General features: G+C 61.5%; 22 protein-coding genes. 7 read left to right on the plus strand and 15 right to left on the minus strand.

Translation table 11 applies throughout. The features are described from left to right. Positions 1-148 precede the first annotated feature (148 nt). Positions 149-1069, minus strand: a complete 921-nt coding sequence (locus ACOYXG_RS26090) for a LysR substrate-binding domain-containing protein (RefSeq protein ID WP_047596753.1) — start codon at positions 1067-1069, stop codon at positions 149-151. A 159-nt stretch (positions 1070-1228) separates the two neighbouring features. Between ACOYXG_RS26090 and ACOYXG_RS26095 the strand changes: the two genes are divergently transcribed. After that, complete coding sequence (locus ACOYXG_RS26095) at positions 1229-2623, plus strand: NorM family multidrug efflux MATE transporter (RefSeq protein ID WP_460354820.1); 1395 nt, start codon at positions 1229-1231, stop codon at positions 2621-2623. A gap of 126 nt (positions 2624-2749) precedes the next feature. Here the strand turns inward: ACOYXG_RS26095 and ACOYXG_RS26100 are convergent, their stop codons facing one another. Next, positions 2750-4423: a putative bifunctional diguanylate cyclase/phosphodiesterase gene (locus tag ACOYXG_RS26100; protein ID WP_097089513.1), complete on the minus strand. Its 1674-nt coding sequence runs from the start codon at positions 4421-4423 to the stop codon at positions 2750-2752. Between the two features lie 254 nt (positions 4424-4677). Between ACOYXG_RS26100 and rep the strand changes: the two genes are divergently transcribed. Continuing rightward, positions 4678-6687 carry a DNA helicase Rep gene (gene rep, locus ACOYXG_RS26105; RefSeq protein ID WP_027610430.1) on the plus strand — a complete coding sequence of 670 codons (2010 nt, stop codon included), beginning with the start codon at positions 4678-4680 and terminating at the stop codon, positions 6685-6687. Positions 6688-6742: 55 nt separating this feature from the next. Next, positions 6743-7315, plus strand: coding sequence for a xanthine phosphoribosyltransferase (locus ACOYXG_RS26110; protein WP_007962388.1), 573 nt, complete (start codon positions 6743-6745; stop codon positions 7313-7315). 129 nt (positions 7316-7444) lie between these two features. On the opposite strand, the gene ACOYXG_RS26115 is transcribed toward ACOYXG_RS26110, so the two are convergent. The 6 genes from ACOYXG_RS26115 to dadA all read right to left on the minus strand — a co-directional run bounded on the left by ACOYXG_RS26115 (position 7445) and on the right by dadA (position 13535). Continuing rightward, complete coding sequence (locus tag ACOYXG_RS26115) at positions 7445-9367, minus strand: acetyl-CoA hydrolase/transferase C-terminal domain-containing protein (protein ID WP_460354824.1); 1923 nt, start codon at positions 9365-9367, stop codon at positions 7445-7447. A gap of 134 nt (positions 9368-9501) precedes the next feature. Then, positions 9502-9918 (minus strand): c-type cytochrome, encoded by a 417-nt coding sequence (locus tag ACOYXG_RS26120; protein ID WP_041071964.1) that lies wholly within the window; start codon positions 9916-9918, stop codon positions 9502-9504. Between the two features lie 182 nt (positions 9919-10100). Continuing rightward, complete coding sequence (locus ACOYXG_RS26125; RefSeq protein WP_007920393.1) at positions 10101-10649, minus strand: cupin domain-containing protein; 549 nt, start codon at positions 10647-10649, stop codon at positions 10101-10103. A gap of 88 nt (positions 10650-10737) precedes the next feature. Beyond that, the gene (gene alr / locus ACOYXG_RS26130; RefSeq protein ID WP_336838815.1) at positions 10738-11811 is read right to left on the minus strand and encodes an alanine racemase; all 1074 of its coding nucleotides are present in this window, start codon (positions 11809-11811) and stop codon (positions 10738-10740) included. Between the two features lie 94 nt (positions 11812-11905). After that, positions 11906-12259 carry a RidA family protein gene (locus tag ACOYXG_RS26135; protein WP_115988632.1) on the minus strand — a complete coding sequence of 118 codons (354 nt, stop codon included), beginning with the start codon at positions 12257-12259 and terminating at the stop codon, positions 11906-11908. Then, positions 12231-13535 carry a D-amino acid dehydrogenase gene (gene dadA, locus ACOYXG_RS26140; protein WP_007962383.1) on the minus strand — a complete coding sequence of 435 codons (1305 nt, stop codon included), beginning with the start codon at positions 13533-13535 and terminating at the stop codon, positions 12231-12233. Before dadA ends, ACOYXG_RS26135 begins: the two co-directional genes overlap by 29 nt. A gap of 156 nt (positions 13536-13691) precedes the next feature. Between dadA and ACOYXG_RS26145 the strand changes: the two genes are divergently transcribed. Further along, on the plus strand, positions 13692-14180 hold the full coding sequence (locus tag ACOYXG_RS26145; protein ID WP_003177284.1) for an Lrp/AsnC ligand binding domain-containing protein: 489 nt from the start codon (positions 13692-13694) through the stop codon (positions 14178-14180). A 110-nt stretch (positions 14181-14290) separates the two neighbouring features. Here the strand turns inward: ACOYXG_RS26145 and ACOYXG_RS26150 are convergent, their stop codons facing one another. Continuing rightward, the gene (locus ACOYXG_RS26150) at positions 14291-14644 is read right to left on the minus strand and encodes a YkgJ family cysteine cluster protein (protein ID WP_027610425.1); all 354 of its coding nucleotides are present in this window, start codon (positions 14642-14644) and stop codon (positions 14291-14293) included. Positions 14645-14791: 147 nt separating this feature from the next. Between ACOYXG_RS26150 and ACOYXG_RS26155 the strand changes: the two genes are divergently transcribed. Continuing rightward, a complete protein-coding gene (locus ACOYXG_RS26155; RefSeq protein WP_460354830.1) occupies positions 14792-16102 on the plus strand; it encodes an NAD(P)/FAD-dependent oxidoreductase in 1311 nt (436 codons plus the stop codon). A 133-nt stretch (positions 16103-16235) separates the two neighbouring features. Here ACOYXG_RS26155 and ACOYXG_RS26160 read toward each other — a convergent pair whose 3' ends face one another. Continuing rightward, entirely contained in the window at positions 16236-16481 is a 246-nt protein-coding gene (locus ACOYXG_RS26160; RefSeq protein WP_247267205.1) for a DUF1127 domain-containing protein, read from the minus strand. A gap of 179 nt (positions 16482-16660) precedes the next feature. Between ACOYXG_RS26160 and ACOYXG_RS26165 the strand changes: the two genes are divergently transcribed. Further along, entirely contained in the window at positions 16661-18079 is a 1419-nt protein-coding gene (locus tag ACOYXG_RS26165) for an aminotransferase-like domain-containing protein (RefSeq protein ID WP_097089506.1), read from the plus strand. Here the strand turns inward: ACOYXG_RS26165 and ACOYXG_RS26170 are convergent, their stop codons facing one another. The 4 genes from ACOYXG_RS26170 to ACOYXG_RS26185 form a co-directional block, all read right to left on the minus strand. Further along, positions 18080-18610 carry a DUF1120 domain-containing protein gene (locus ACOYXG_RS26170; protein ID WP_096796092.1) on the minus strand — a complete coding sequence of 177 codons (531 nt, stop codon included), beginning with the start codon at positions 18608-18610 and terminating at the stop codon, positions 18080-18082. It abuts the gene before it with no gap. Then, positions 18607-21036, minus strand: a complete 2430-nt coding sequence (locus tag ACOYXG_RS26175; protein WP_460354833.1) for a fimbria/pilus outer membrane usher protein — start codon at positions 21034-21036, stop codon at positions 18607-18609. The genes ACOYXG_RS26170 and ACOYXG_RS26175 overlap by 4 nt, the downstream gene beginning before the upstream one ends. Next, positions 21036-21749: a fimbria/pilus chaperone family protein gene (locus ACOYXG_RS26180; protein WP_460354836.1), complete on the minus strand. Its 714-nt coding sequence runs from the start codon at positions 21747-21749 to the stop codon at positions 21036-21038. Before ACOYXG_RS26180 ends, ACOYXG_RS26175 begins: the two co-directional genes overlap by 1 nt. Positions 21750-21836: 87 nt before the next feature. After that, entirely contained in the window at positions 21837-22406 is a 570-nt protein-coding gene (locus ACOYXG_RS26185) for a DUF1120 domain-containing protein (protein WP_460354838.1), read from the minus strand. A gap of 393 nt (positions 22407-22799) precedes the next feature. Between ACOYXG_RS26185 and ACOYXG_RS26190 the strand changes: the two genes are divergently transcribed. Further along, positions 22800-24350: a phospholipase D family protein gene (locus ACOYXG_RS26190; protein ID WP_460354841.1), complete on the plus strand. Its 1551-nt coding sequence runs from the start codon at positions 22800-22802 to the stop codon at positions 24348-24350. Between the two features lie 32 nt (positions 24351-24382). On the opposite strand, the gene ACOYXG_RS26195 is transcribed toward ACOYXG_RS26190, so the two are convergent. After that, positions 24383-25528, minus strand: a complete 1146-nt coding sequence (locus ACOYXG_RS26195) for an MFS transporter (RefSeq protein ID WP_346649964.1) — start codon at positions 25526-25528, stop codon at positions 24383-24385. Positions 25529-25625 lie beyond the last annotated feature (97 nt).

Below are 25625 nucleotides of genomic sequence, written 5' to 3' on the forward strand. Positions count from 1 at the left end.
TGATCGCAGCTCGGATAATTTTCTAATGGGGGTGAATCGTGGATACCTGCACGGCGGTTCCACATGCACGTATTCGGCGGTAAAGCCGAATACTTGAGCGAACAGCAGGGTTATGGCACAAGGCCGGCATTGTGGCGGCTCTAACGTTTCAGCTCAAGCGCTTGACCACCGGCAGCGCCATGGCCCGCACTTCGCCTTGCAGGAAGTCGCTGAGACGGCGCAAACGTTCACCTCCCGGACGGGTTTTTGGCCATACCAGGTAATAATTCAATCCGCTGGCGACCGCGGTCGGCCATGGCAGGCTCAGTCTTCCTTGCGCCACATCTTCGGCGACCATCAGCAAGTCACCCATCGACACACCGTAACCGCGCGCTGCAGCGATCATCCCCAGTTCGAGGGTATCGAACACCTGCCCACCCTTGAGCGACACCTGATCGGACAGGCCCATGTGCTCCAGCCAACTGCGCCAGTCGCGCCGATCCGGGGTCGGGTGCAGCAGTTCGGTGGAGGCCAGGCGTGCGACATCCCACGGCTGGTCATTCAGCAGGTTCGGCGCGCCGACAGGAATCAGCTCTTCGGGAAACAGCAGGCTGGCTTCCCAGTCCGGCGGAAAATGCCCGTCACTGAGCAGCACGGCGCAGTCGAAGGGTTCGTTGTTGAAGTCCACCGAATCCACGTCCATCCACGCACTGGTCAGCTGTACCTCATTGCCGGGCTGTAGGTGACGAAAACGGCTGAGCCGGGCCAGCAGCCAGCGCATGGTCAGGGTCGACGGCGCTTTCATGCGCAGGATGTCGTCTTCGGCGCGCAAGGTGTTGCAGGCGCGCTCCAGCGCCGCAAAACCATCGCGAATGCCGGGCAGCAGCAGCCGCGCCGACTCGGTGAGTTGCAGGTTGCGTCCGCTGCGGTGAAACAGCTTGCAGGCGAAATGCTCTTCCAGCGTCTTGATGTGCCGGCTGACTGCACTCTGGGTGATCGACAACTCCTCGGCCGCCCGGGTGAACGAGCTGTGCCGCGCCGCCGCTTCGAATGCGCGCAGGGCATACAAGGGTGGAAGACGACGGGACATACACAAAGCTCCTTTGGCGGCATCCGGCCAACCCGGCGAGTTCTTCTCATGATGAGTTTTAATCATGCCACCCATCCTTTTTATCCTTTTGTGCAAACCCTGCCAAGCGCCGAGAATCGACGGTCTCTTGTTCCCTCTGATTGATGGGTGGTGATGACCATGCAGCATCCTGTGCGTACCGAACTCTGGGCCATCCTGCGGCTGGCGGGGCCGTTGATTGCTTCGCAGTTGGCGCACATGCTGATGGTGCTGACCGACACCCTGATGATGGCGCGCCTCAGCCCCGAAGCCCTGGCCGGCGGCGGACTGGGGGCAGCGAGTTATTCATTCGTGTCGATTTTCTGCATCGGTGTGATTGCAGCGGTCGGCACGCTGGTGGCGATCCGTCAGGGTGCCGGCGACATCATCGGCGCGGCACGCCTGACCCAGGCCGGGTTGTGGCTGGCGTGGCTGATGGCGCTGGGCGCCGGGTTGCTGCTGTGGAATCTGAAGCCGGTCTTGCTGCTGTTCGGCCAGACCGAAACCAACGTCAACGCCGCTGGACAATTTTTGATCGCTCTGCCCTTCGCCCTGCCCGGCTACCTGAGCTTCATGGCCCTGCGCGGCTTCACCAGTGCGATCGGCCGGGCGACCCCGGTGATGGTCATCAGCCTCGGCGGCACCGTGGCCAACTTCCTGCTCAATTACGCACTGATCACCGGCATGTTCGGCCTGCCGAAACTGGGGTTGACCGGCATCGGTCTGGTCACGGCAATCGTTGCCAACTGCATGGCGCTGGCCCTCGCCTGGCACATTCGCCGGCACCCGGCCTACGACGCCTACCCATTGCGCGCCGGCCTGTCACGACCAAATCGTCAGTACCTGAAAGAACTGTGGCGCCTCGGCCTGCCGATTGGCGGTACCTACGCGGTGGAAGTCGGCCTGTTTGCCTTCGCGGCGCTGTGCATGGGCACCATGGGCAGCACGCAACTCGGCGCACACCAGATCGCCCTGCAGATCGTTTCGGTGGCGTTCATGGTGCCGGCGGGGATGTCCTACGCGATCACCATGCGCGTCGGCCAGCACTACGGCGCCGGGCAACTGAGCGACGCACGGATGTCCGGCCGGGTCGGCATCGTTTTCGGTGCAGTGGTGATGCTGGGTTTCGCCATGGTGTTCTGGCTGTTGCCGAATCAGTTGGTCGGGTTGTTCCTTGATCACAACGATCCGGCCTTTGCCGAAGTGATTCGTCTGGCGGTGAGCCTGTTGGCCGTGGCGGCATGGTTCGAATTGTTTGACGGCACGCAGACCATCGCCATGGGCTGCATCCGTGGGCTCAAGGATGCGAAAACCACGTTTCTGGTCGGCCTTGCTTGTTATTGGTTGATTGGCGCGCCGGCGGCGTGGTGGATGGCGTTCCACCTGAACTGGGGGCCGACGGGCGTCTGGTGGGGTCTGGCGCTGGGCCTGGCCTGCGCGGCGGTGAGCCTGACCCTGGCGTTTGAATGGAAGATGAAGCGGATGATTCAGCGCGAACCGCAATCTCGGGGCTTCAACATCCCTCAACCTGAGTGAGTTTCACCTTGTGGGAGCGAGCCTGCTCGCGAATGCGATCGGTCAGTCAAATTATCTTTGCTGACACACCGCTTTCGCGAGCAAGCCCGCTCCCACAGGGATTCATGCCTAACCCGGAGATTGCGTTCAACTGACGATTTCGAGGGCTGGCTGCTGGCTAGAGCCGAAGGTCAGGTACTCAACCAACTCCGCCAACGGCAACGGCCGGCTGATCAGATAACCCTGCACCTGATCACAGCCAAACCCGCGCAATAACTCCAGTTGCTCCGGGGTTTCCACCCCCTCGGCCACCACTTCCAGATGCAGGTTGTGCGCAAGGTTGATCATCGCGTGCACCAGTTTGCGATTCTCTTCGCGCTGCTCCATGCCGCCGACAAAGCTTTTGTCGATCTTCAGCAAGGTGATCGGCAGGCTGTTGAGGTGCACGAACGAGGAGAACCCGGTGCCGAAGTCATCCAGCGAGAAACGCACACCGAGACGGCCGAGGGCGTCCATGGTCTGTTTGACCAGATCGCTGCGGCGCATGACGGCGGTTTCGGTGAGCTCAAACTCCAGCCACTGCGCCTCGACCCCGCGCTCGGCAATCAGCCGGCTGAGCGTCGGCAGCAACTGGCTGTCCTGAAACTGGCGGAACGACAGGTTGATCGCCATGTGCAGCGCCGGCAGCCCGCGCTCGCGCAGTGCCTGCATGTCGCGCAACGCGCGGGAAATCACCCAGTAGCCCAGCGGCACGATCAGACCGCTCTGCTCGGCCAGCGGCACGAATTCGCTTGGCGGTAGCAGACCGCGCTCGCCATGGCGCCAGCGCACCAGGGCTTCGAGGCCGACGATCTGCCCGTCTGCCAGATTCAGCCGTGGTTGGTAGTGCAGCTCCAGCTCATCGCGGCGCAAAGCCCGGCGCAGCTCACTTTCGAGGTCGGCCATGCTCCGGGCGTTGCGGTTGATGCGTTCGTTGAAGATATGGAAGGTGCAGCCCTGCGTACTCTTGGCCTGCTGCATGGCAATGTGCGCGTGCCACATCAGTGGGTCGGCGCCACCCTGTGCACGGGCATGGGCGATGCCGAGGCTGGAGCCGATCAGCAGGCTTTCGCCATCGACCCAATACGGTTCGGCCAGGGCTTCGGTAATGCGTTCGGCCATCCACTCGGCGCGTTGCGGCGCGCGGCGGGTGTCGATCAGCAAGGCAAACTCGTCGCTGCCCAGCCGCGCCAGTTGATCCCCGGCCTCAAGCTGACTTTTCAGCCGCGCGACGACTTGCAGGATCAAGCGATCGCCGGCCTGATGACCGAGGGCGTCGTTGGCGTGACGGAAGTTGTCGAGATCGAGATGCCCGAGGGCCAGACCACGGCCGTCGTTTTCCGCCAGGCGCGCCGCGAGCAGGGTCTGGAAGCCCTGGCGGTTGGCGATGCCGGTCAGCGGATCCTGTTCGGCCAGGCGTTGCAGGGTGTTTTCGAGGACGCCGCGTTCACGCACATGGCGCAGACAACGGCGCAGCATGCCGGCGTCGAGGGCGTCGAACACCAGCCAGTCACTGACACCAACCGGCGCGGTGACCGGCTCGTGATCCAGCAGCAACACCGTCGGCAGGCTGCAACGGCCCGGTGCCGGCTGCAACGCGGGAACGGTCAACAACACCGCGTGACGATTGTCTTCGAACAGACTGCTGACCGACTCCCAGCTCGGCGCGCTGATCAGCACCGCCGCGCTCCCCATCGGAGCCAGACACTCGCGCAATAACGCTGTCCACGCTGGCTCTTCGGCCAGTAGCAGCAAACGCAAGGGTTCGACAGGCGTAGACAAGCTAGCTCCCTAGACTCTGCAATGATGTGGGCGGGGCATTATGCCGTTGCGATGTTCAATGACAACGATTATCAGAACGTTATTTTGTGTCACGAATGAGAACATTAGCCGCAAAATCACCGTGTATCCTCCGCGAAAGTAACAAAACCGGCAAATTTGAATCGCGTGGTGCGTCACAAGTCGGACAGAGCAGCACAAATCGCTGAGCCTGTTAAAATGCCGGCCCATTTCGTCAACGACTCCCGAATTTTCGTATGTCCCGACTCAATCCCCGGCAGCAAGAAGCCGTGAACTACGTCGGCGGCCCTCTATTGGTGCTCGCCGGCGCTGGCTCCGGCAAGACCAGCGTGATCACCCGCAAGATCGCGCACCTGATCCAGAACTGTGGCATCCGCGCCCAGTACATCGTCGCCATGACCTTTACCAACAAGGCCGCGCGCGAGATGAAGGAGCGGGTCGGCACCCTGCTGCGTGCCGGCGAAGGTCGCGGCCTGACGGTCTGCACCTTCCACAACCTGGGCCTGAACATCATCCGCAAGGAGCATGCGCGGCTGGGCTACAAACCCGGTTTCTCGATCTTTGACGAGACCGACGTCAAAGCCCTGATGACCGACATCATGCAGAAGGAATACGCAGGCGACGACGGCGTCGACGAGATCAAGAACATGATCGGCGCCTGGAAAAACGACCTGATCCTGCCGGCCCAGGCGCTGGAAAACGCGCGAAATCCGAAAGAACAGACTGCCGCCATCGTCTACACCCATTATCAGCGCACGCTCAAGGCGTTCAACGCGGTGGACTTCGACGACCTGATCCTGCTGCCGGTAAAGCTCTTCGAAGAGCACGCCGACATCCTCGAAAAGTGGCAGAACAAGGTGCGTTACCTGCTGGTCGACGAATACCAGGACACCAACGCCAGTCAGTACCTGCTGGTGAAGATGCTGATCGGCAAGCGCAATCAGTTCACCGTGGTGGGCGACGACGACCAGTCGATCTACGCCTGGCGCGGCGCACGGCCGGAAAACCTGATGCTGCTCAAGGATGACTACCCGTCGCTGAAAGTGGTGATGCTCGAGCAGAACTACCGCTCCACCAGCCGCATCCTGCGCTGCGCCAACGTGCTGATCTCGAACAACCCGCACGAATTCGAAAAACAGCTGTGGAGTGAGATGGGCCACGGTGACGAGATCCGCGTGATCCGCTGCCGCAACGAGGACGCCGAAGCCGAGCGCGTGGCCATGGAAATCCTCAGCCTGCACTTGCGTACCGACCGCCCGTACAGCGATTTCGCGATCCTCTATCGCGGCAACTACCAGGCCAAGCTGATCGAACTGAAGTTGCAGCACCACCAGGTGCCGTACCGCCTGAGCGGCGGCAACAGCTTCTTCGGTCGTCAGGAAGTGAAGGACCTGATGGCCTACTTCCGCCTGATCGTGAACCCGGACGACGACAACGCCTTCCTGCGCGTGATCAACGTGCCGCGCCGGGAAATCGGCTCGACCACCCTGGAAAAACTCGGCAACTACGCCACCGAACGCAAGATCTCGATGTACGCCGCGACCGACGAAATCGGCCTGGGCGAGCATCTGGACAGCCGCTTCACCGATCGCCTGTCGCGCTTCAAGCGCTTCATGGACAAGGTGCGCGAGCAGTGTGCCGGCGAAGACCCGATCTCGGCCCTGCGCAGCATGGTCATGGACATCGACTACGAGAACTGGCTGCGCACCAACAGTTCCAGCGACAAGGCTGCGGACTACCGGATGAGCAACGTCTGGTTCCTCATCGAAGCCTTGAAGAACACCCTGGAAAAAGACGAAGACGGCGAAATGACCGTCGAGGACGCCATTGGCAAACTGGTCCTGCGCGACATGCTCGAGCGTCAGCAGGAAGAAGAGGACGGCGCCGAAGGCGTGCAGATGATGACCCTGCATGCGTCCAAGGGCCTGGAATTCCCTTACGTGTTCATCATGGGCATGGAAGAGGAAATCCTCCCGCACCGCTCCAGCATCGAAGCCGACACCATCGAAGAGGAACGCCGCCTGGCCTACGTGGGCATCACCCGCGCGCGCCAGACCCTGGCCTTCACCTTCGCAGCCAAGCGTAAACAGTACGGCGAGATCATCGACTGCGCGCCAAGCCGCTTCCTCGATGAGCTGCCGCCCGACGACCTGGCGTGGGAAGGCAACGACGACACACCGACCGAAGTCAAAGCCGTGCGCGGCAATAGCGCATTGGCTGATATACGCGCGATGTTAAAGCGCTAGAATTGACCACTTTTTTAAAGCTTAGGGCGCACAAGCGCTGAACGAGGACAGCTTCATGGAAGCATTGCAGCAGAAAATCCGCGAACAAGGCATCGTGCTTTCCGACCAGGTCCTGAAAGTCGACGCCTTCCTGAACCACCAGATCGACCCGGCCCTGATGAAGCTGATCGGCGACGAATTCGCCACGCTGTTCAAGGATTCGGGCATTACCAAGATCGTCACCATCGAAGCCTCGGGCATTGCCCCGGCGATCATGACCGGTCTGAACCTCGGTGTGCCGGTGATCTTCGCCCGCAAGCAACAGTCCCTGACCCTGACCGAAAACCTGCTGTCGGCAACCGTTTACTCGTTCACCAAGAAGACCGAAAGCACCGTGGCCATCTCGCCGCGTCACCTGACCAGCAGCGACCGCGTGCTGATCATCGACGACTTCCTGGCCAACGGTAAGGCTTCGCAGGCGCTGATCTCGATCATCAAACAGGCTGGCGCCACCGTCGCCGGTCTGGGCATCGTGATCGAGAAGTCGTTCCAGGGCGGCCGTGCCGAGCTGGACTCGCAGGGCTATCGCGTTGAATCGCTGGCCCGCGTGAAATCGCTGAAGGATGGCGTCGTTACCTTCATCGAATAAACCACACCGCATTACCCCCTGTGGGAGCGAGCCTGCTCGCGAATGCTTAGGGTCAGTCGACATCTTGGTTGACTGATACACCGCTTTCGCGAGCAGGCTCGCTCCCACAGTGGGTTTTGCGGTGGGCGGTTACTGCGCGGTGGCCTTCAGGCCGGTGAGTAGCAGGCGCTGGAACAGGTCTTCTTTCAGGCCTTCCGGGTTGGTCAGTTGCATACGTTCAAGGTGTTCGGGGAACGTCGAAGCCTCCGGCGCATCCAGCGCAGCCTTGCCCAGCTCCAAGATCTCGCTCAGCTTGAACTTGCTCTTCAGCCAGTTCAGCGCCCGCAGCAGATCGCGCTCGATCGCGGTGAAATCACAGCCCAGCGGATATTCCGGAAACAGGTTCGGATGCTTCGCGGCGATCGCCTGCAAGCGTTGCGGGGTGTTGTCGGCGAATCGCGGATCGAGGCGGAAGTCCTTCGGCAGTTTGCCGACCTTCTGTGCCTGCTCGATCAACCCCGGTTGGAAGCGTGAATCGCTGATGTTCAGCAACGACTCGATCACCACCGCATCGGTCTTGCCGCGCAGATCGGCGATGCCGTACTCGGTGACCACGATGTCGCGCAGGTGCCGTGGAATCGTGCAATGGCCGTACTCCCAGACGATGTTCGAGCTGACCTCGCCGCCGGACTCGCGCCAGCTGCGCAGGATCAGAATCGAGCGCGCATCGTGCAGCGCGTGGCCCTGGGCAACAAAATTGTATTGCCCGCCGACACCGCTGAGCACCCGCCCGTCTTCCAATTGATCGGCCACACCCGCGCCCATCAGCGTCATGGTGAACACGGTGTTGATGAATCGCGCATCGAGACGCTGCAAGCGCTTGAGCTCTTCCTGCCCGTACAGCTCGTTGATGTAGCTGATGCGGGTCATGTTGAATTCGAGGCGCTTGCTCTGCGGCAACTCACGCAGGCGCTCGTAGAAACTGCGCGGACCGAGGAAGAAGCCGCCGTGCACCGAGATGCCATCGGTTTGCGCCGACTCATCGAGAGTGCCGGCGTTGGCCTGCTCCTGAGTGTGCACGTCGGGGTAGACCTTGCGCCGGATGATCCCGGCATCGGCCAGCACCAGCAGACCGTTGACGAACATTTCACTGCAGCCATACAGGCCTTTGGCGAACGGCGCGGTACCGCCCTCGCGCTCGATCAACTGCGCCCACTGACTGAGATTGATGTCATTGAGCAGGGCCTGATAACCGGCGTTGTCTGCCTGCCGCGCAAGCAGTGCGGCGGTCAGTGCATCGCCCATCGAGCCGATGCCGATCTGCAACGTACCGCCGTCGCGCACCAGCGTACTGGCGTGCAAGCCGATGAAGTGATCCTGAAAGCCCACCGGCATGTTCGGCGTGGAAAACAGCGTGCTGCTGTCCTTCGCGTCGATCAGCAGGTCGAAGGTGTCGATATCGACTTCGGCATCGCCGGGCATGTACGGCAGATCGGTGTGCACTTGACCGACCAACAAAATGGTCTCCCCGGCGTCGCGACGTTTGGCGATCATTGGCAACAGGTCGAGGGTGATGTCCGGGTTGCAGCTCAGGCTCAGGCGATCGGGATGTTCGCTGCTGCTGGCGAGCAATTGCGCCACCAGATTGAGGCCGGCGGCATTGATATCGCGGGCGGCGTGGCTGTAGTTGCTGCTGACGTAGTCCTGCTGAGCCGGCGCGCTGTTGAGCAGGCTGCCGGGCTGCATGAAGAACTGTTCGATGCGGATGTTGGCGGGCAGGCTGTCACGCTGCAGATCGGCGAGGAAATCGAATTCGGGGTAGTCGCCGAAGACGCGCTCGACGAAGGGTTCGATGAAGCGCTTCTGCAGACCGTCGCCCAGCGTCGGTCGCCCCAGGCACAGCGCGGTGTACATCGTCAGTTGTCGTTCGGGCAAGTCCTTGATCCGCCGGTACAGCGCGTTGACGAAGTGATTGGGTTTGCCCAGACCCAGCGGCATGCCCATGTGGATATGCGCCGGCAAGCGTGCGAGCACGTCGTCCACCGCCTGTTCGATCGAACACAACTGCACCATCTAAAGCCTCCCGCCCGTTCCGTGAATAGAGGTAGACCGAGCTTGCCTCGACTTTGCTGCAAAGGACAGCGAAAGCCGTGAATCGCAGGCACAAAAAAACCGTCCGGAGACGGTTTTTTCGTCAGAAGCGCGGCTTATTTCAGGCCGGACATCTTCTGGATCGCGCCTTTCAACTCGTCGTCCGAGCAATCGGCGCAGGTGCCTTTTGGCGGCATGGAATTGATGCCGGTGATGGCTTTGGCGAGGATGCCGTCGAGGCCGCCCTGGTGATCGGCGCGGTCTTTCCAGGCGGCGGTGTCACCGATTTTCGGTGCGCCCAGCAGACCCGTACCGTGACAAGCGTTGCAATGTTTTGCAATCACTTCATCCGGCGTCTTCGCCCCACCACCGCCGCCAGCGGAGGCAGCGACTTCCATCCCTTTGCATTCCTGCCCCTGAACGCACACCTGGCCGACCGGCTCGAGGCGCTTGGCAATGTCGTCATTCGTCGCAGCTTGAGCGCTGACAGCCCAGAGGGCCAGTACGGTTGCTGGTGCGGCCAGCATTTTCATAATTAGGTTCACGCGTTCACCCTCAATGGTGGCTATTCACGCCTGCGGCCACGGTTCGCAGGCGGGCGCAAGTATAGCGGGTAGCCCGCCACACTGAAACAACCCCATAGTCGAAGGGGTTATACCGCGCTGTGGAAAAACTCATCGGATGCCTTCACCGTCATGGCCTGGCACCTCTGTCTTTAAAAATTCGCCGGCGTGGCTGCGCTGATTAGTCGCGCGGGCGCGTCGAACGGATTACGGAAACGGTGCGGCTTGGTACTTTCAAAATAGTAGCTGTCACCGGCTTCGAGAATAAAAGTTTCCAGACCCACCACCAGTTCCAGACGCCCTTCCACCAGAATCCCGGTTTCTTCGCCTTCATGGGTGAGCATTTCTTCGCCGGTATCAGCGCCCGGCGGGTAGATTTCGTTGAGAAACGCGATGGCCCGGCTCGGGTGCGCGCGGCCGACCAGTTTCATGGTCACGGCGCCGTCGGAGATGTCGATCAGCTCGTTGGCCTTGTAGACGATCTGGGTCGGCACTTCCTGCAGGATTTCTTCGGAAAAGAACTCGACCATGGACATGGGAATCCCGCCCAGAACCTTCCTCAGCGAACTGATCGAAGGGCTGACGCTGTTCTTTTCGATCATCGAAATGGTGCTGTTGGTGACGCCCGCGCGTTTGGCGAGTTCACGCTGGGAAAGCCCTTTGAGCTTGCGGATCGATTGCAGTCGTTCACCGACGTCCAAGGCGGGAGCCTCCTGATGTTGTAAGAATATTGAGCGTTATCATGGCGACAGCGTTCAGTATTTACAACACTTGGCCCCCGCAGTGGCCTCAACCCTCGGAATAGAGCCTTGGCACGCGACGCAGGTTGCAGAAGATCTGGTACGGAATGGTGTCCGCCCACTGCGCCACTTCGCTGGCGAGGATGTTTTTGCCCCACAGTTCGACGGTCGAACCGAGGTCCGCTTCCGGCACATCGGTGAGGTCGATGCAGAGCATGTCCATCGATACGCGGCCAAGCAGGCGGCTGCGTTTGCCGGCCACCAGCACCGGCGTGCCGGTCGGGGCATGACGCGGGTAGCCATCGGCATAGCCCATGGCAACCACGCCGATGCGCATCGGCTTGTCGGTGATGAATTTGGCGCCATAGCCGATCGGCTCGCCGGCGGGCAGTTCACGTACGCAGATGACTTTCGATTCGAGGGTCATCACCGGTTGCAGACGCTCGGCCACGGCGTTGGCTTCTTCGAACGGGGTCGCGCCGTAGAGCATGATGCCCGGGCGCACCCAGTCGCTGTGGATCTGCGGCCAACCGAGCACGGCCGGCGAGTTGCGCAGGCTGACTTCGGCAGCCAGACCCTGACGCGCCGCTTCGAACACCGCGACTTGATCGGCGCTGCTCTGCTCATGCAGTTCATCGGCGCGGGCGAAGTGGCTCATCAGCACGATTTTCGCCACTTTGCCGCTGGCCAGCAGGCGCTGGTAGGCTGCCGCGTAGTCCTTCGGATGCAGGCCGACGCGGTGCATGCCGGAATCGAGCTTGAGCCACACGGTGATCGGTTTGCTCAGTGCCGCCTGCTCGATCGCTTCGAGCTGCCACAGCGAATGCACCACGATCCAGAAATCATGCTCGACGATCAGTGCCAGCTCGTCAGCCTCGAAGATGCCTTCGAGCAACAACACCGGGGCCTTGATGCCGGCCGCGCGCAGCTCCAGCGCTTCTTCAATGCAGGCGACGGCAAACCCGTCGGCCTCGGCTTCCAGCGCCTGGGCGCAACGCACCGCACCATGACCATAGGCATCAGCCTTGATCACAGCCAGCGCCTTGGCGCCGGTGACTTCGCGGGCAATTCGGTAGTTGTGACGCAGGGCTTCTAGGTCGATCAGGGCACGGGCAGGACGCATGGCGGCAGACTTCTAGGCGGTCATGGAAATAAAAACCGGCGCCGACTGACGACGTGAACCGCCAACAGCGCCGGGAGAGGGATCTTTGAATCGGTTACGGCAACGCGGCGACGATGGAGATCTCGACCAGGATGTTCGGCTTGGCCATCTTCGCTTCGACGGTGGCGCGGGCCGGCGCGGCGCCTTTGGGCAGCCACTGATCCCACACCGAGTTCATCCCGGCAAAGTGCGCCGCGATGTCATTCAGGTAGATCGTTGCCGACAGCAGATGCTGCTTGTCAGTACCGGACAGATCCAGCAAACGCTCGATATTGGCGAGCACCTCGCGGGTCTGCTGTTCGACCCCGGCGTCGAAGTCGTCGCCGACCTGTCCGGCCAGATACACGGTGCCGTTGTGGGTGACGATCTGACTCATGCGCTCATTGGTGAGCTGGCGCTGGATTGCCATGTTTTGCGGACTCCTGAGGCTTGTTGCCGTAACGGGAAATATCGAGGCCTTCGGCGCTGATCTGCGGCTTTTTCTTCGCCATCAGATCGGCCAGCAAACGACCGGAACCGCACGCCATGGTCCAACCCAGGGTGCCGTGACCGGTGTTGAGGAACAGGTTCTTGAACGGCGTGGCGCCCACGATCGGCGTGCCGTCCGGGGTGGTCGGACGCAGACCGGTCCAGAAGCTCGCCTCGGCCAGATTGCCGCCCTGAGGATAAAGGTCGTTGACGATCATCTCCAGGGTTTCGCGCCGACGCGGGTTCAGCGACAGGTCAAAACCGGCGATTTCCGCCATGCCGCCGACGCGGATGCGGTTATCGAAACGGGTGATCGCGACCTTGTAGGTCTCGTCGAGAATGGTCGAGGTCGGAGCCATGGCCGGGTTGGTGATCGGCACGGTCAGCGAGTAACCCTTGAGCGGATACACCGGCGCCTTGATGCCCAGCGGCTTGAGCAACTGCGGCGAGTAGCTGCCGAGGGCCAGCACGTAGCGGTCGGCGGTTTCCAGCTTGCCGTCGATCCATACACCGTTGATGCGGTCACCGGCGTAGTCGAGGCGCTGGATGTCCTGGCCGAAGCGGAACTCCACACCGAGTTTCACGGCCATTTCCGCCAGACGCGTGGTGAACATCTGGCAGTCGCCGGTCTGGTCGTTCGGCAGACGCAGAGCACCGGCGAGGATGTCGGTGACATTGGCCAGTGCCGGCTCGACACGGGCAATGCCGGCGCGGTCGAGGACTTCAAACGGTACGCCGGATTCTTTCAGCACGGCGATGTCTTTGGCGGCGCCATCGAGCTGCGCCTGAGTGCGGAACAGTTGGGTGGTACCGAGGCTGCGGCCTTCGTAAGCGATGCCGGTTTCGGCGCGCAGTTCGTCGAGGCAGTCGCGACTGTACTCGGACAGACGCACCATGCGCTCCTTGTTCACCGCGTAACGGCTGGCAGTGCAGTTGCGCAGCATCTGCGCCATCCACAGGTACTGGTCGATGTCGGCAGTGGCCTTGATCGCCAACGGCGCGTGGCGCTGCAGCAACCACTTGATGGCCTTGAGCGGCACACCCGGCGCGGCCCACGGCGAGGCATAACCCGGCGACACCTGGCCGGCGTTGGCGAAACTGGTCTCCATGGCCACGGCTGGCTGCCGGTCGACCACCACCACTTCAAACCCGGCACGGGCCAGATAGTAAGCACTGGCGGTACCGATGACGCCGCTACCCAAGACCATTACGCGCATTTTTGTATCCCTCATCGCGGCGGGGCCGCGTACGTCTGTTGTTAGAGCAATGATGCGCGCAGTGTAAAAAAGAATGGCCAGTGCATTTCACTATATAAGCGCCTATATTTGGCGACAATTCTCGGCAAAAACCCTTTTCACGGAGGCGCATCCCCTATGCGTACCAACACTCAGACCAAACGTGAGCTGGACAAGATCGACCGCAACATTTTGCGGATCCTGCAGGCGGACGGGCGCATATCGTTTACCGAACTCGGGGAGAAGGTTGGTCTGTCCACCACGCCGTGTACCGAGCGGGTGCGGCGACTGGAGCGCGAAGGGATCATCATGGGCTACAACGCCCGCCTGAATCCGCAACACTTGAAGGGTAGCCTGCTGGTGTTCGTCGAGATCAGCCTCGACTACAAATCCGGCGACACCTTCGAAGAGTTCCGCCGCGCGGTGCTGAAACTGCCGCACGTGCTGGAATGCCATTTGGTGTCAGGGGATTTCGACTATCTGGTGAAGGCGCGGATTTCCGAGATGGCCTCGTACCGCAAGCTGCTCGGCGACATTCTGTTGAAGCTTCCGCATGTGCGTGAGTCCAAAAGCTATATCGTGATGGAAGAGGTGAAAGAGAGCCTGAGCCTGCCGATTCCAGACTGAAGATTGGCATCGCTCCATTCGCGAGCAGGCTCGCTCCCACAGGGGAATGCATTTCAAATGTGGGAGCGAGCCTGCTCGCGAAGGCGTCAGCTCGGTTCCGAGTGAACCCGTTAAACCAACACCTGCCGATTCGCCGCCATGTATTCGAAGATCTGCTTTTCAACCCGTGGATGAATCAACTCCACCGGCCCCCGCCCGTTCGGGCATGGCAGGGTTTTGGTGGTACCGAACAAGCGGCAAATCAGCGGCCGCTCGCCATACACCGTGCAACCATTCGGCCCCAGGTGTACACAGTTCAGTTCTTCCATCGCCGCATCCTGCTCGGCGCGGGTCTTGCGCGGCAGGCGTGACATTTCTTCCGGCGAGGTGGTCACCGGCCCGCAGCAGTCATGGCAGCCTGGCACGCACTCGAACGTGGGGATCTGCTGACGCAGGTCGCGAATGGTCTGGCGGTTGCAACTCATCGAAACGGTAATCCACATGAAATAGGCGGCAATTGTGCCGCAAAAGCCGAGATCCACACAGCAACGGCCGACCAGTGTTGCCCGTCTTCGGCCGTGCGGCTTATGCTCCGTCAAATTTTCTCGACACCCAGCCGTTGGATGATGCCCATGAATGCCCGCGCCCGAACCTTCGCGAGCCAACCCCACGTTGCCTCTTACTACGCCGCCAGCAGCCTGCCGCAGCCCGACTATCCGGCGCTGCAAGGCGAGCTGATCGTAGACGTGTGCGTGGTCGGCGGTGGTTTCTCGGGGCTGAACACCGCGCTGGAACTGGCCGAACGCGGCCTTAGTGTGGTGTTGCTGGAAGCGCACCGGATCGGCTGGGGCGCCAGCGGCCGCAACGGCGGGCAGTTGATTCGCGGGGTCGGCCACGGCCTCGACCAGTTCAGCAACGTCATCGGCGCTGATGGCGTGAGGCAGATGAAACTGATGGGCCTGGAAGCGGTGGAAATCGTCCGCCAGCGCGTCGAGCGCTTTCAGATCCGGTGCGACCTGACCTGGGGCTACTGCGACCTCGCCAACAAACCGGCCGATCTCGAAGGCTTTGCCGAAGATGACGAAGAGCTGCGCAGCCTCGGCTATCGCTACGAAACCCGCCTGCTGCAAGCGGATGAAATGCACACCGTGGTCGGCTCCAAACGTTACGTCGGCGGCTTGATCGACATGGGTTCCGGGCATTTGCACCCGCTGAACCTGGCGCTGGGCGAAGCCGCTGCCGCACAGCAATTGGGCGTGCAACTGTTCGAGCAATCGGCGGTGACACGTATCGATTACGGCACCGAGGTTCGCGTCCACACCGCTCAAGGTTCAGTGCGGGCGAAAACCCTGGTGCTGGGCTGCAACGCTTACCTCAACGATCTCAATCCGCAACTCAGCGGCAAAGTACTGCCCGCCGGCAGTTACATCATTGCGACCGAACCGCTGTCCGAAGAACTGGCGCACAGCCTGCTGCCGCAAAACATGGCGGTCTGTGACCAGCGGGTGGCGCTGGATTACTACCGGCTCTCGGCAGATCGACGCCTGCTGTTCGGCGGTGCCTGCCATTATTCCGGGCGCGACCCGAAGGACATCGGCGCCTACATGCAGCCGAAGATGCTCGAAGTGTTTCCGCAACTGGCGAGCGTGAAAATCGACTATCAATGGGGCGGCATGATCGGCATCGGCGCCAACCGTCTGCCACAGATCGGCAGGCTCAATGATCAACCGAACGTGTATTACGCCCAGGCCTATTCCGGGCACGGAGTGAATGCCACGCACCTGGCGGGCAAGCTGCTCGCCGAGGCGATCAGCGGGCAGCACAGCGGTGGCTTTGATCTGTTTGCCAAGGTGCCGCACATCACCTTCCCCGGCGGCAAGCATTTGCGCTCGCCGTTGCTGGCGTTGGGGATGTTGTGGCATCGGATTAAAGAGTTGGTCTGATGTTTTTTTGAAGCCCTGAATACGCCTTCGCGAGCAAGCCCGCTCCCACAAGTGACCGCGCTCCACCTTGAGTACACGGTCGAATGTGGGAGCGGGCTTGCTCGCGAAGGGGCCGAAACAGGCGCTACACCGTTCAGATCCGCCAGAACGGCTTCAACCCCTCCTCCTGCGCCTGCTCCCGGGTCAGCCCAATATCTTTGAGCTGCTCCGGCGTCAGGTTGAGCAACGCCTTGCGCGTGTGCAGACGATGCCAGAACAGGCCCCAGCGACTCAGGCCGGACGGCGCGTTACGCATGGCGCTATTCCATGCACTGTCCTCCTGCCCTGCCGCCAGTTCCTGACTGCGTAACGTCAGCCGCACATCGCTCAAGCCGTTCATTTTTGTTGCTCCTGTTTACTTGGGTAGCCAGAGATTCCATGATGCGCGGGTCGGCAAAAGCATTACAGATTCAACACATCTGTATTAACTCCATACAGATTTGCCATTCCTGAGACTGAATTACCGATTTTTGCTGCATCTGTACTGGTTTAACGAATCACCTGCATCGAGGCAGTGCCATGACCCTGTATGTGAACCTCGCCGAGCTGCTCGGCACCCGCATCGAACAAGGCTTCTACCGTCCTGGCGATCGCCTGCCTTCGGTGCGCGCCTTGAGCGTAGAACACGGGGTCAGCCTCAGCACGGTGCAGCAGGCCTATCGCATGCTTGAGGACAGCGGTCTGGCAACGCCGAAACCCAAGTCCGGCTACTTCGTGCCGGTGGGTCGCGAGCTGCCGGAACTGCCCGCGGTCGGGCGTCCGGCGCAGCGGCCGGTGGAGATTTCACAGTGGGATCAGGTGCTGGAGCTGATTCGCGCGGTGCCGCGCAAGGACGTGGTGCAACTGGGTCGCGGCATGCCCGACGTGACCACGCCAACGATGAAACCGCTGTTGCGCGGACTGGCGCGGATCAGCCGACGCCAGGACATGCCCGGTCTGTATTACGACAACATCCACGGCACCCTCGAACTGCGCGAACAGATCGCTCGATTGATGCTCGACTCCGGTTGCCAGTTGAGCGCCAGCGACCTGGTGATCACCACCGGTTGCCACGAAGCGCTGTCCACCAGCATCCACGCGATCTGCGAGCCGGGAGACATCGTCGCGGTGGATTCGCCAAGCTTTCACGGCGCCATGCAAACCCTCAAAGGGCTGGGCATGAAAGCCCTGGAAATCCCCACCGATCCGCTGACCGGCATCAGCCTCGAAGCGCTGGAACTGGCGCTGGAGCAGTGGCCGATCAAGGTCATCCAGATCACCCCCAACTGCAACAACCCGCTCGGCTACATCATGCCGGAGTCGCGCAAACGCGCGTTGTTGACGCTGGCGCAGCGTTTCGACGTGGCGATCATCGAGGACGACGTGTATGGCGAACTGGCTTACACCTACCCGCGACCGCGCACGATCAAATCCTTCGACGAGGATGGTCGCGTGCTGCTGTGCAGTTCGTTTTCCAAGACCCTGGCGCCGGGGCTGCGCATCGGCTGGGTCGCGCCGGGTCGTTATCTGGAACGGGTGCTGCACATGAAATACATCAGCACCGGTTCCACCGCACCGCAGCCGCAGATCGCCATCGCCGAATTTCTCAAGGGCGGTCATTTCGAACCGCACTTGCGGCGGATGCGCAGCCAATACCAACGCAATCGTGACGCGATGATCGACTGGGTTACCCGCTACTTTCCGGCCGGCACCCGCGCCAGCCGCCCACAGGGCAGCTTCATGTTATGGGTCGAATTGCCGGAGGGTTTCGATACGCTGAAACTCAATCGCGCGCTGCATGACCAAGGCGTGCAGATTGCCGTCGGCAGCATCTTTTCCGCCTCGGGCAAGTACCGCAATTGTCTGCGGATGAACTACGCGGCGAAACCGACACCACAGATCGAAGAGGCGGTTCGCAAGGTTGGCGCGGCGGCGATCAAACTGCTGGCCGAAGCCTGATCATTCCAGCTGAAACGTACCGAATCCCTCAAATCGTTGAAGGTCGGCGACACGACTTGAGGCATCACTGACGCGCGCTTCGATTTCCAGCTCCACCTCCAGATGGCGTCCGGCGGCGATACTGCCTGCGCGCCATGCGGTGATGCGATCGCCAGGCTGCAACAGGCCCGCCTCGCCATCATCGCGCTGCCATTGCACCGGCGCGCCATCCAGACGCGCTGCCACAATGCGTATCTGCAACCGTCCCGGTGCCCAGCGGTAATGCAGCGCATCGCTGCTCGGAGCAGCAAAGTTCCACCTGATGGCGCGCGCAGCCGGACATTGAATCCGTAGATGAACCGTGCGCACACCAAAACTGCCGTCATTGCCCAATGGCCGGGCGAGCAGCTCCGCCCGCGTCGAAACGCCGTAGTCCACAGTGCTCGGTGAGAGCGTCATCTGACAGGCCTCGCTGGCCATGACCGAGGTCGATGCCAACGATGCCAGCGTGATCAGGACAATCCATCGATGCATGCGCAATAACTCGGTCATGTAAGGTTCAAAGGCTGACAGAGCGCGTCGACGGGCTCGATCAATGCTTGCTCGTCCGGCGCTTCAGCCAGATTGAATTGCAGGTCGCAGTGCGCGCTATCCGACAGTTGCACCCGCAGCGACTGACCGGGTTTGATGTCCGGTAGAAAGATCGCCCCGGCCTCAAGCACCGTGGTCACGTATTCGCCTTGCCCGTTCTGTACGGCGAGGCCACTGGGCAGCCATTGCCGGTCAAGCGTCCTGGCCTTCAACAGCACACGCCGCACGCGGGTGATGGAAAAATCCATATGCTGAACCGAGCCACGCCCGGCCTCGACCTCCTGATAACCGTCGAGCACCTCGACGTTGCGCGGCAAACTCAACGAATCGACTTCCAGCCGGGCTGTGGAATAGGCCGGCAAACTCGCCGCCACCGCCCGGCCCAATCCATCCGTCCACACCGGGCCTTGCGGCGTGTACAGCTTCAGACCCGCACGGTCGCCAGCCTTGAGCACGGCAAAGGTCTCGCGCAGTGGATACGGCGACAGCGTCACACCGTCGCGATGCAACGCCATGCCGCCGCGCAGCCCCAGGTCGAATTCGCTTGCCCCGGCTCGCTGGTTCAGGCCCAGATCCAGACTGGTGTAATGCGCCAGTGCGTTGACCCGCAAACCCAGCGATGGCGCCGCAGCTTCACGCTGTTCGGCACTGGCGCTATAGGCCAGGGTTTCACTGAGCACTTCACTCATCGACACGCCACTGCGCATCCCGGATCGTGGATCGCTGCGCAGGTAACTGCGAGCCCTGCGCTGATCGCCCAATGGCATCGCCGCCGTCAGATAGACCGAGGTGCCCCGCTGCCTCGCGTCGGCATCGCCGATCCCCCGCTCCAGACTCAACGACAGGCTGATGCGCGCGGGCAGTGTCTGCGACCAGGACAATCCCAGGCGCATGTTAGGTGGCTCGCCCTCGCTGGTGTAGCGCGACCAGGTCATGCCGAATGCCCCCCAGCGCTCGACAGTACCGTTGAGCGAAAATGTCCAATGATCTCGCCCGGGGGCGTCGGCCCGTCCCTGCTGCTGGCTCCAGCCGGTGTCCGACAGGCTGCGAAAGCCCTGGCCACGGTGCACCGCAACCACACTGGTGGACAGATTCGGCGACAACACGGCACTGACGGTCATTTGCACCTCATGACCTGCAATGCCTGTGTCTCGATCGCTGGACAGCACCTGGCGCACGCCGGTGCTCAGATTGCCTGGCCATTGACGCTGCAGCCCCCAGCCTGCCGACAGATAATCCGCTCCACCGAGGAACCCGCCGCTCACGCGCAACGCTCGTGACAGACTCCACTCCCGGCCAAGGGTGGCAAATGACGGCGCCTGACGACCATCCGTGCCCTGACGGCGCACCGTGCCCAGCGCCAGATTGAAGCCGTCGGCGCGATCGAATTGTGGATCCTGCAGGCTGGCTGCAGGGACGCGAAAACGCCGCACTCGCCCTTCCTGCTCGTGCACGCTGACTTCGAGGTCGAGCTGGTTGCTCAACAACGGCAGCGCGCGCAAGGTGAAGGGGCCGCCGGGAACCAGCGTGGTGTAGATCAGCACGCCGTTCTGCCGGACTTCGATTCGCGATGGCGACCAGGCTATGCCCTCGACCTCGCCACGTGTACCCTCCTGTGCCGCGCGCATCTGCGCGAACGCACCTTCCGGCAGAATCTGCACACCGTTGAACGATTCGCCGGCGAACAATGGCGACTGCAGGTTCAATTGGCCGATCTGCACGTTGGCTTCGTAGGCTTCCAGGGTGCGCGTGCCGTAGGCATACAGATGCTCGAAACGCGTGCTTTCGGGCAATTGCGTATAGGACTGGCGACTGCGCAAGACCCAGTTGCCGGCATTCAGGCCGAACTCCGAACCCAGCCTGCGAAAATCGCTACGTTGCCCCTCGTGCTGGCTGCCCATGACCAAAACATCGTAGTTGAACACGCCGCCCACTCCGCCATTGGCGAAGCTGCGTGGCTGGAATTCCGGCAATGCCAACAGGTCCGTCGGCAGCAGCAGGTCGATCTGTTCCTTGCCGGGATGCAATGCAACGGTTGCCGCTGGCAGACCTTCACCCAGCGTCAGGCACTGTTGCGGTTGCGCGCGGGTCAAAGCCGCTTGCGAGCGCACGCCAGCAGCCTTGAGCAAGGCCGGTTGCAGGCACGGCTCGCCCTGTTCATTGAATGCCACGAACACCCGCCCCCGTGGCTGTCCATTGACCTCAAGTGCGACCAGCCATGTGCCTTGGGAGAAACGCGGTGCCTGGCGAAAGTACTCAGCCAATGCGGGGTCGAGCCCGCGCTCGCGAAGCACCTGCGCATCGAATTCCACCCCTTCACTGGCCATCGTCATGCCGATCGCATTCGCCATCAGCAGTGCCAGTCCCTGACGGGCACACGCGCGCATCAGTGCGTAACCGGGGCATCAAAGTGATCGACCGCAAAGCCATATGTGGTCGCCGGAAAGATCCGCACTGCCATGGTTCGCACTGTCACGTTCAACGGCAACTCGACAGACAGGCGCTCCCCCGGCAGGATCCAGGTACGCGGCAGATCCACCGCCTGCGTGCCCGGCAGCGGAACAATCGCTTTGGCCAGGCGCACCACGTAAGGACTGGGATTACTGACCAGCAAACCTTCAGCCGTGGCTGACCAGCTCAGGCGTTTCCATGGCTCGCGCTCCACTGGCAGACCGGCAGGGCGCAGGATCACCGGCAGGTTTTGCCGAACCCCCAGATTGACCCGGGCACCGTCGACACCCGCCACAGGATTGATCCCCTCAAAAATCACCCGTTTCAGACGCTCGGTCTGCAATGGTTCGGCGCTCTGCAACATGAACCGTACCTGCTGCACCGCACCAGGCTCGACACGGGCAATCGGCGGACTGAACAGCAACAGCTGTTGATCGTGCGGCTCGATATTTTCGACCGTGGTGTGCAGCAGGGCCGGACGCGTTTCGGTGTTTCGCACATTCATCGTCGCTTCACCGACACCCTCATCCACCACCAGCACAGGGGTTTGCGGCACCATTCCGGCAGCGTGAACCCCGGGCATCAAAATCAAGACGAGCAGGCACAGTGGCAACGCCCGCAAGCCTGGGCGGCACATTGAAATCGGCATCGGTATTGCTCCGCAGGGGGCAGCGCACCCGGCAAAGGGCGCGCTGAATGAACCTGAAAGAACCCGGTAATAGCCGGGTTCTGACGATCAGAGGTAGAACATCTCGAAGGTCACCGAGCCATCGAGCGGGATCTCGCTGGTGATCGGCAGCGCGTTGCTCGGGCCGATGATCGGCAACAGGCTCATCGGAAACCCGTGGTGACGGGCCGCGACCGGGCCAGCTGCCACGCCGGGACCCCATGAGTAGAGCGCCGGGGCATTGCCCACCAGCGGCGAAGCAGGCAGTTGCCACGCCGGTGCTGCCAGAGTGCGTGTCATCAGAGTCTGCGGGGCACCGTCGGCTTCCGGACGACCGTGACGCAGCGCAAATCCGCCGATACGGATGCCGTTGATTTCACCCAGGCCGTAGAACAAAGCCGGATCGTTATTACCGGCACCATCGTTGATGCCCGGCAATTTGGTGGCTGTACGATTGTCTCTGACCGACACCTCGACCGATGCCTCTGCATCACAGTTGATGTGCAGCGAAATGTCGTGGGTCGGCAGCAGCGTCTGCGTGGTCTTGTTCAGGGTAGCTGCGGATATCTTGCGCAAATCTACCGTGCCGCCACCGGCAAATGCGGGGATGCACGACGTCGGAATAATGGTTCCGACCACACTCAGGTCCACGCTCTCAGCGACCACCAGGGTGGGTAATACTGCAGCCGCGACGGCTACCATCCATGTTGTTTTTTTCATCAGTCCCTACTTCATCGGTTATTGATCAATGGCAGTTGTTCAGCGCATTGCCTTCACAAGACGCTGAACACCGGGGCGATGATTTCGTTTTTTGCAGGAATCGTATGTAGGAATAGGCACCGACCAAGAGCTGAAAAAACAACAAAACAAATAGTCCAAAACCACAGGCGAACTCATTCCTACTTTTGAACGACTAATTGTTTACACAGTGTGGCGAGGATCCGCCGGAAACGGTCTTGGAAATCCTCTGCGTGCCATACTCCGTCACCCCCTGCCTCCAGCCGAGAAACCAACGTGCAACCCGGAAAAAAATTGCTCGCTGTCTGTGTGTTGTGTTCGTTGGCCAGTGGTTGCGCCACCCTCGATGCGCCGCGCGAACCCAGCCAGGCGTTGCCGGCCGCGGGCTCCGCATTCGGTCGCTCGATTCAGACCCAGGCAGCGCCCTGGCAGGGCCGTTCCGGCTTCCGCTTGCTGTCCAACAGCACAGAAGCCTTCACCGCCCGCGCCGAGCTGATTCGCAATGCGCAAACCAGCCTCGACTTGCAGTACTACATCGTCCATGACGGCGTCAGCACGCGGATGCTGGTGGAGGAACTGCTCAAGGTCGCCGACCGCGGCGTGCGCGTACGCATCCTGCTCGACGACACCACCAGCGACGGCCTCGACACGATCATCGCCACGCTGGCGGCGCATCCACAGATCCAGATCCGCCTGTTCAATCCGCTGCACCTGGGCCGCAGCACCGGCGTGACCCGCGCCGCCGGACGCTTGTTCAACCTGTCGCTGCAACACCGGCGCATGCACAACAAACTGTTCCTGGCGGACAACAGCGTGGCCATCGTTGGCGGGCGCAATCTGGGCGACGAATATTTCGATGCCGAGCCAAACCTGAATTTCACCGACATCGACATGCTCAGTGTCGGCCCGGTGGCAGAGCAGCTCGGGCACAGTTTCGACCAGTACTGGAACAGCGCGCTGAGCAAGCCGATCGACGAATTCCTCTCCAGCAAACCAAGCGCCAAAGACCTGCAGAACACCCGCACGCGCCTGGAAGAGTCGCTGGAGGAAACCCGCAAACAGAATCACGCGCTGTATCAACAGCTGATGACGTTCAAGACCGCGCCGCGTATGGATATCTGGCGCAAGGAACTGATCTGGGCCTGGAATCAGGCACTGTGGGACGCGCCGAGCAAGGTGCTGGCCAAGGACGAGCCGGACCCGCAACTGCTGCTGACGACGCAATTGGCGCCGGAGCTGCGCGGCGTCAGCAAAGAGTTGATCATGATCTCGGCGTACTTCGTGCCCGGCCAGCCGGGACTGGTGTACCTGACCGGGCGTGCCGACGCCGGGGTCTCGGTGAGCCTGCTGACCAACTCACTGGAAGCCACCGATGTGCCGGCAGTGCACGGAGGTTATGCGCCGTATCGCAAGGCGCTGCTGGAGCATGGGGTAAAACTGTATGAGCTGCGCCGTCAGCCTGGGGATAACTATGGCAGCGGGCCTCATTTGTTTTACAGCAAGTCGTTCCGCGGCTCGGACTCCAGCCTGCACAGCAAGGCGATGATTTTCGATCGGCAGAAAGCGTTCATCGGCTCGTTCAACTTCGATCCGCGCTCAGTGCTGTGGAACACCGAAGTCGGGGTTCTGGTGGACAGCCCGGAACTGGCCGAACACGTGCGCGAACTGGCGCTGCAAGGCATGGCGCCGGCCCTGAGTTATCAGGCGAAACTGCAGGATGGCGAGATCGTCTGGGTGACCGAGGACAACGGCCAAATGCACACGCTGAGCAAGGAACCGGGGAGTTGGTGGCGGCGCTTCAACGCGTGGTTCAGCACCACTGTCGGTCTTGAGCGGATGTTGTAATCGCATTTGTATGCGCTCCCACAGGGAAGTATTCAAGCAGTCTGTGGTTCGGTGCCGAATGCACCTTGGCGCATCAGCAGAATCACCAATCCAAACGCCCCCGCCGCCATCAACAACGGCAACGCATGCCCGCTGATCCACTGACTGCCCGCCCCCGCCAGCAACGGCCCGATCAGACAGCCGACACCCCACAGCTGCGCAATGTGCGCATTGGCCCGCACCAGCGCATCGTCGCGATAACGCTCGCCGATCAGAATCAGTGACAAGGTGAACAGGCCACCGGCACTGGCGCCGAACAACACCCACAACGGCCAGATCAGCAGCGTGTCGATCAACAGCGGAATCGCCAGACTCGACAGCATCAGGATCACTGCGCAACCGGCGAACAACGTGCGCCGCGACAGGTAATCCGCCAGCGCGCCGATCGGCAGTTGCAACAGCGCATCGCCGACCACCACCGTGCTGACCATCGCCAACGCAATCTCGGCGGTGAAGCCCTGTTGCAGGCAATACACCGGCAACAGCGTGAGGATCATCGCTTCGAACGCGGCGAACAGTGACACCGCCCAGGCAATCGCCGGCAGCTCCCGGGCAAACCCCCACAGATCGCTGAACGTAACGCTGCTGGATTCACTGCTCGGCGCACCACTGCGGCCCATCAACAGCGTTGGCGAGACTGTCAGCAGCCCGACACCGACCCAGAAACCATAATCATGCTCAGTGCCTAGCGCACCCAGCAGCAGCGGACCAGACAGTTGGCTCAGCGCATAGCTGCTGCCATACAGAGCGACCAGCCGCCCGCGCCAGTGTTCGACGACCAGTTGATTGATCCAGCTCTCGCCGAGGATGAATACGATGGTCAGGATCACCCCGATCATCAGGCGCAGCACCAGCCAGACCGGATAACTCGGCAACAGCGCGAGCAAGCCGATCGACAACGCCCCGGCCCACAGGCAAAGACGCATGAGGTTCGCGGTGCCGAAACGTGCCGCCAGATGACTGGAAATCTTCGCGCCCAGCAATACGCCAATCGCCGGCATCGCCGCCATCACGCCGATGGCGAAAGAGCCGTAACCCCAGCTCTCCAGACGCAACGACACCAGCGGCATGCTGACCCCCAGGGCCAGGCCGACACTCAAGACAGACGCCAACACGGCGAAATACGTCGCCCAACGCATGGTCCACGCTCCTGTGGATATTCTTATGTGCGCCACAAAATCACTGTGGGAGCGGGCTTGCTCGCGAAAACGATTTCACATTCAGCAGATGTGCTGA

The sequence above is a fragment of the Pseudomonas sp. G3-39 genome (genome assembly GCF_054790485.1).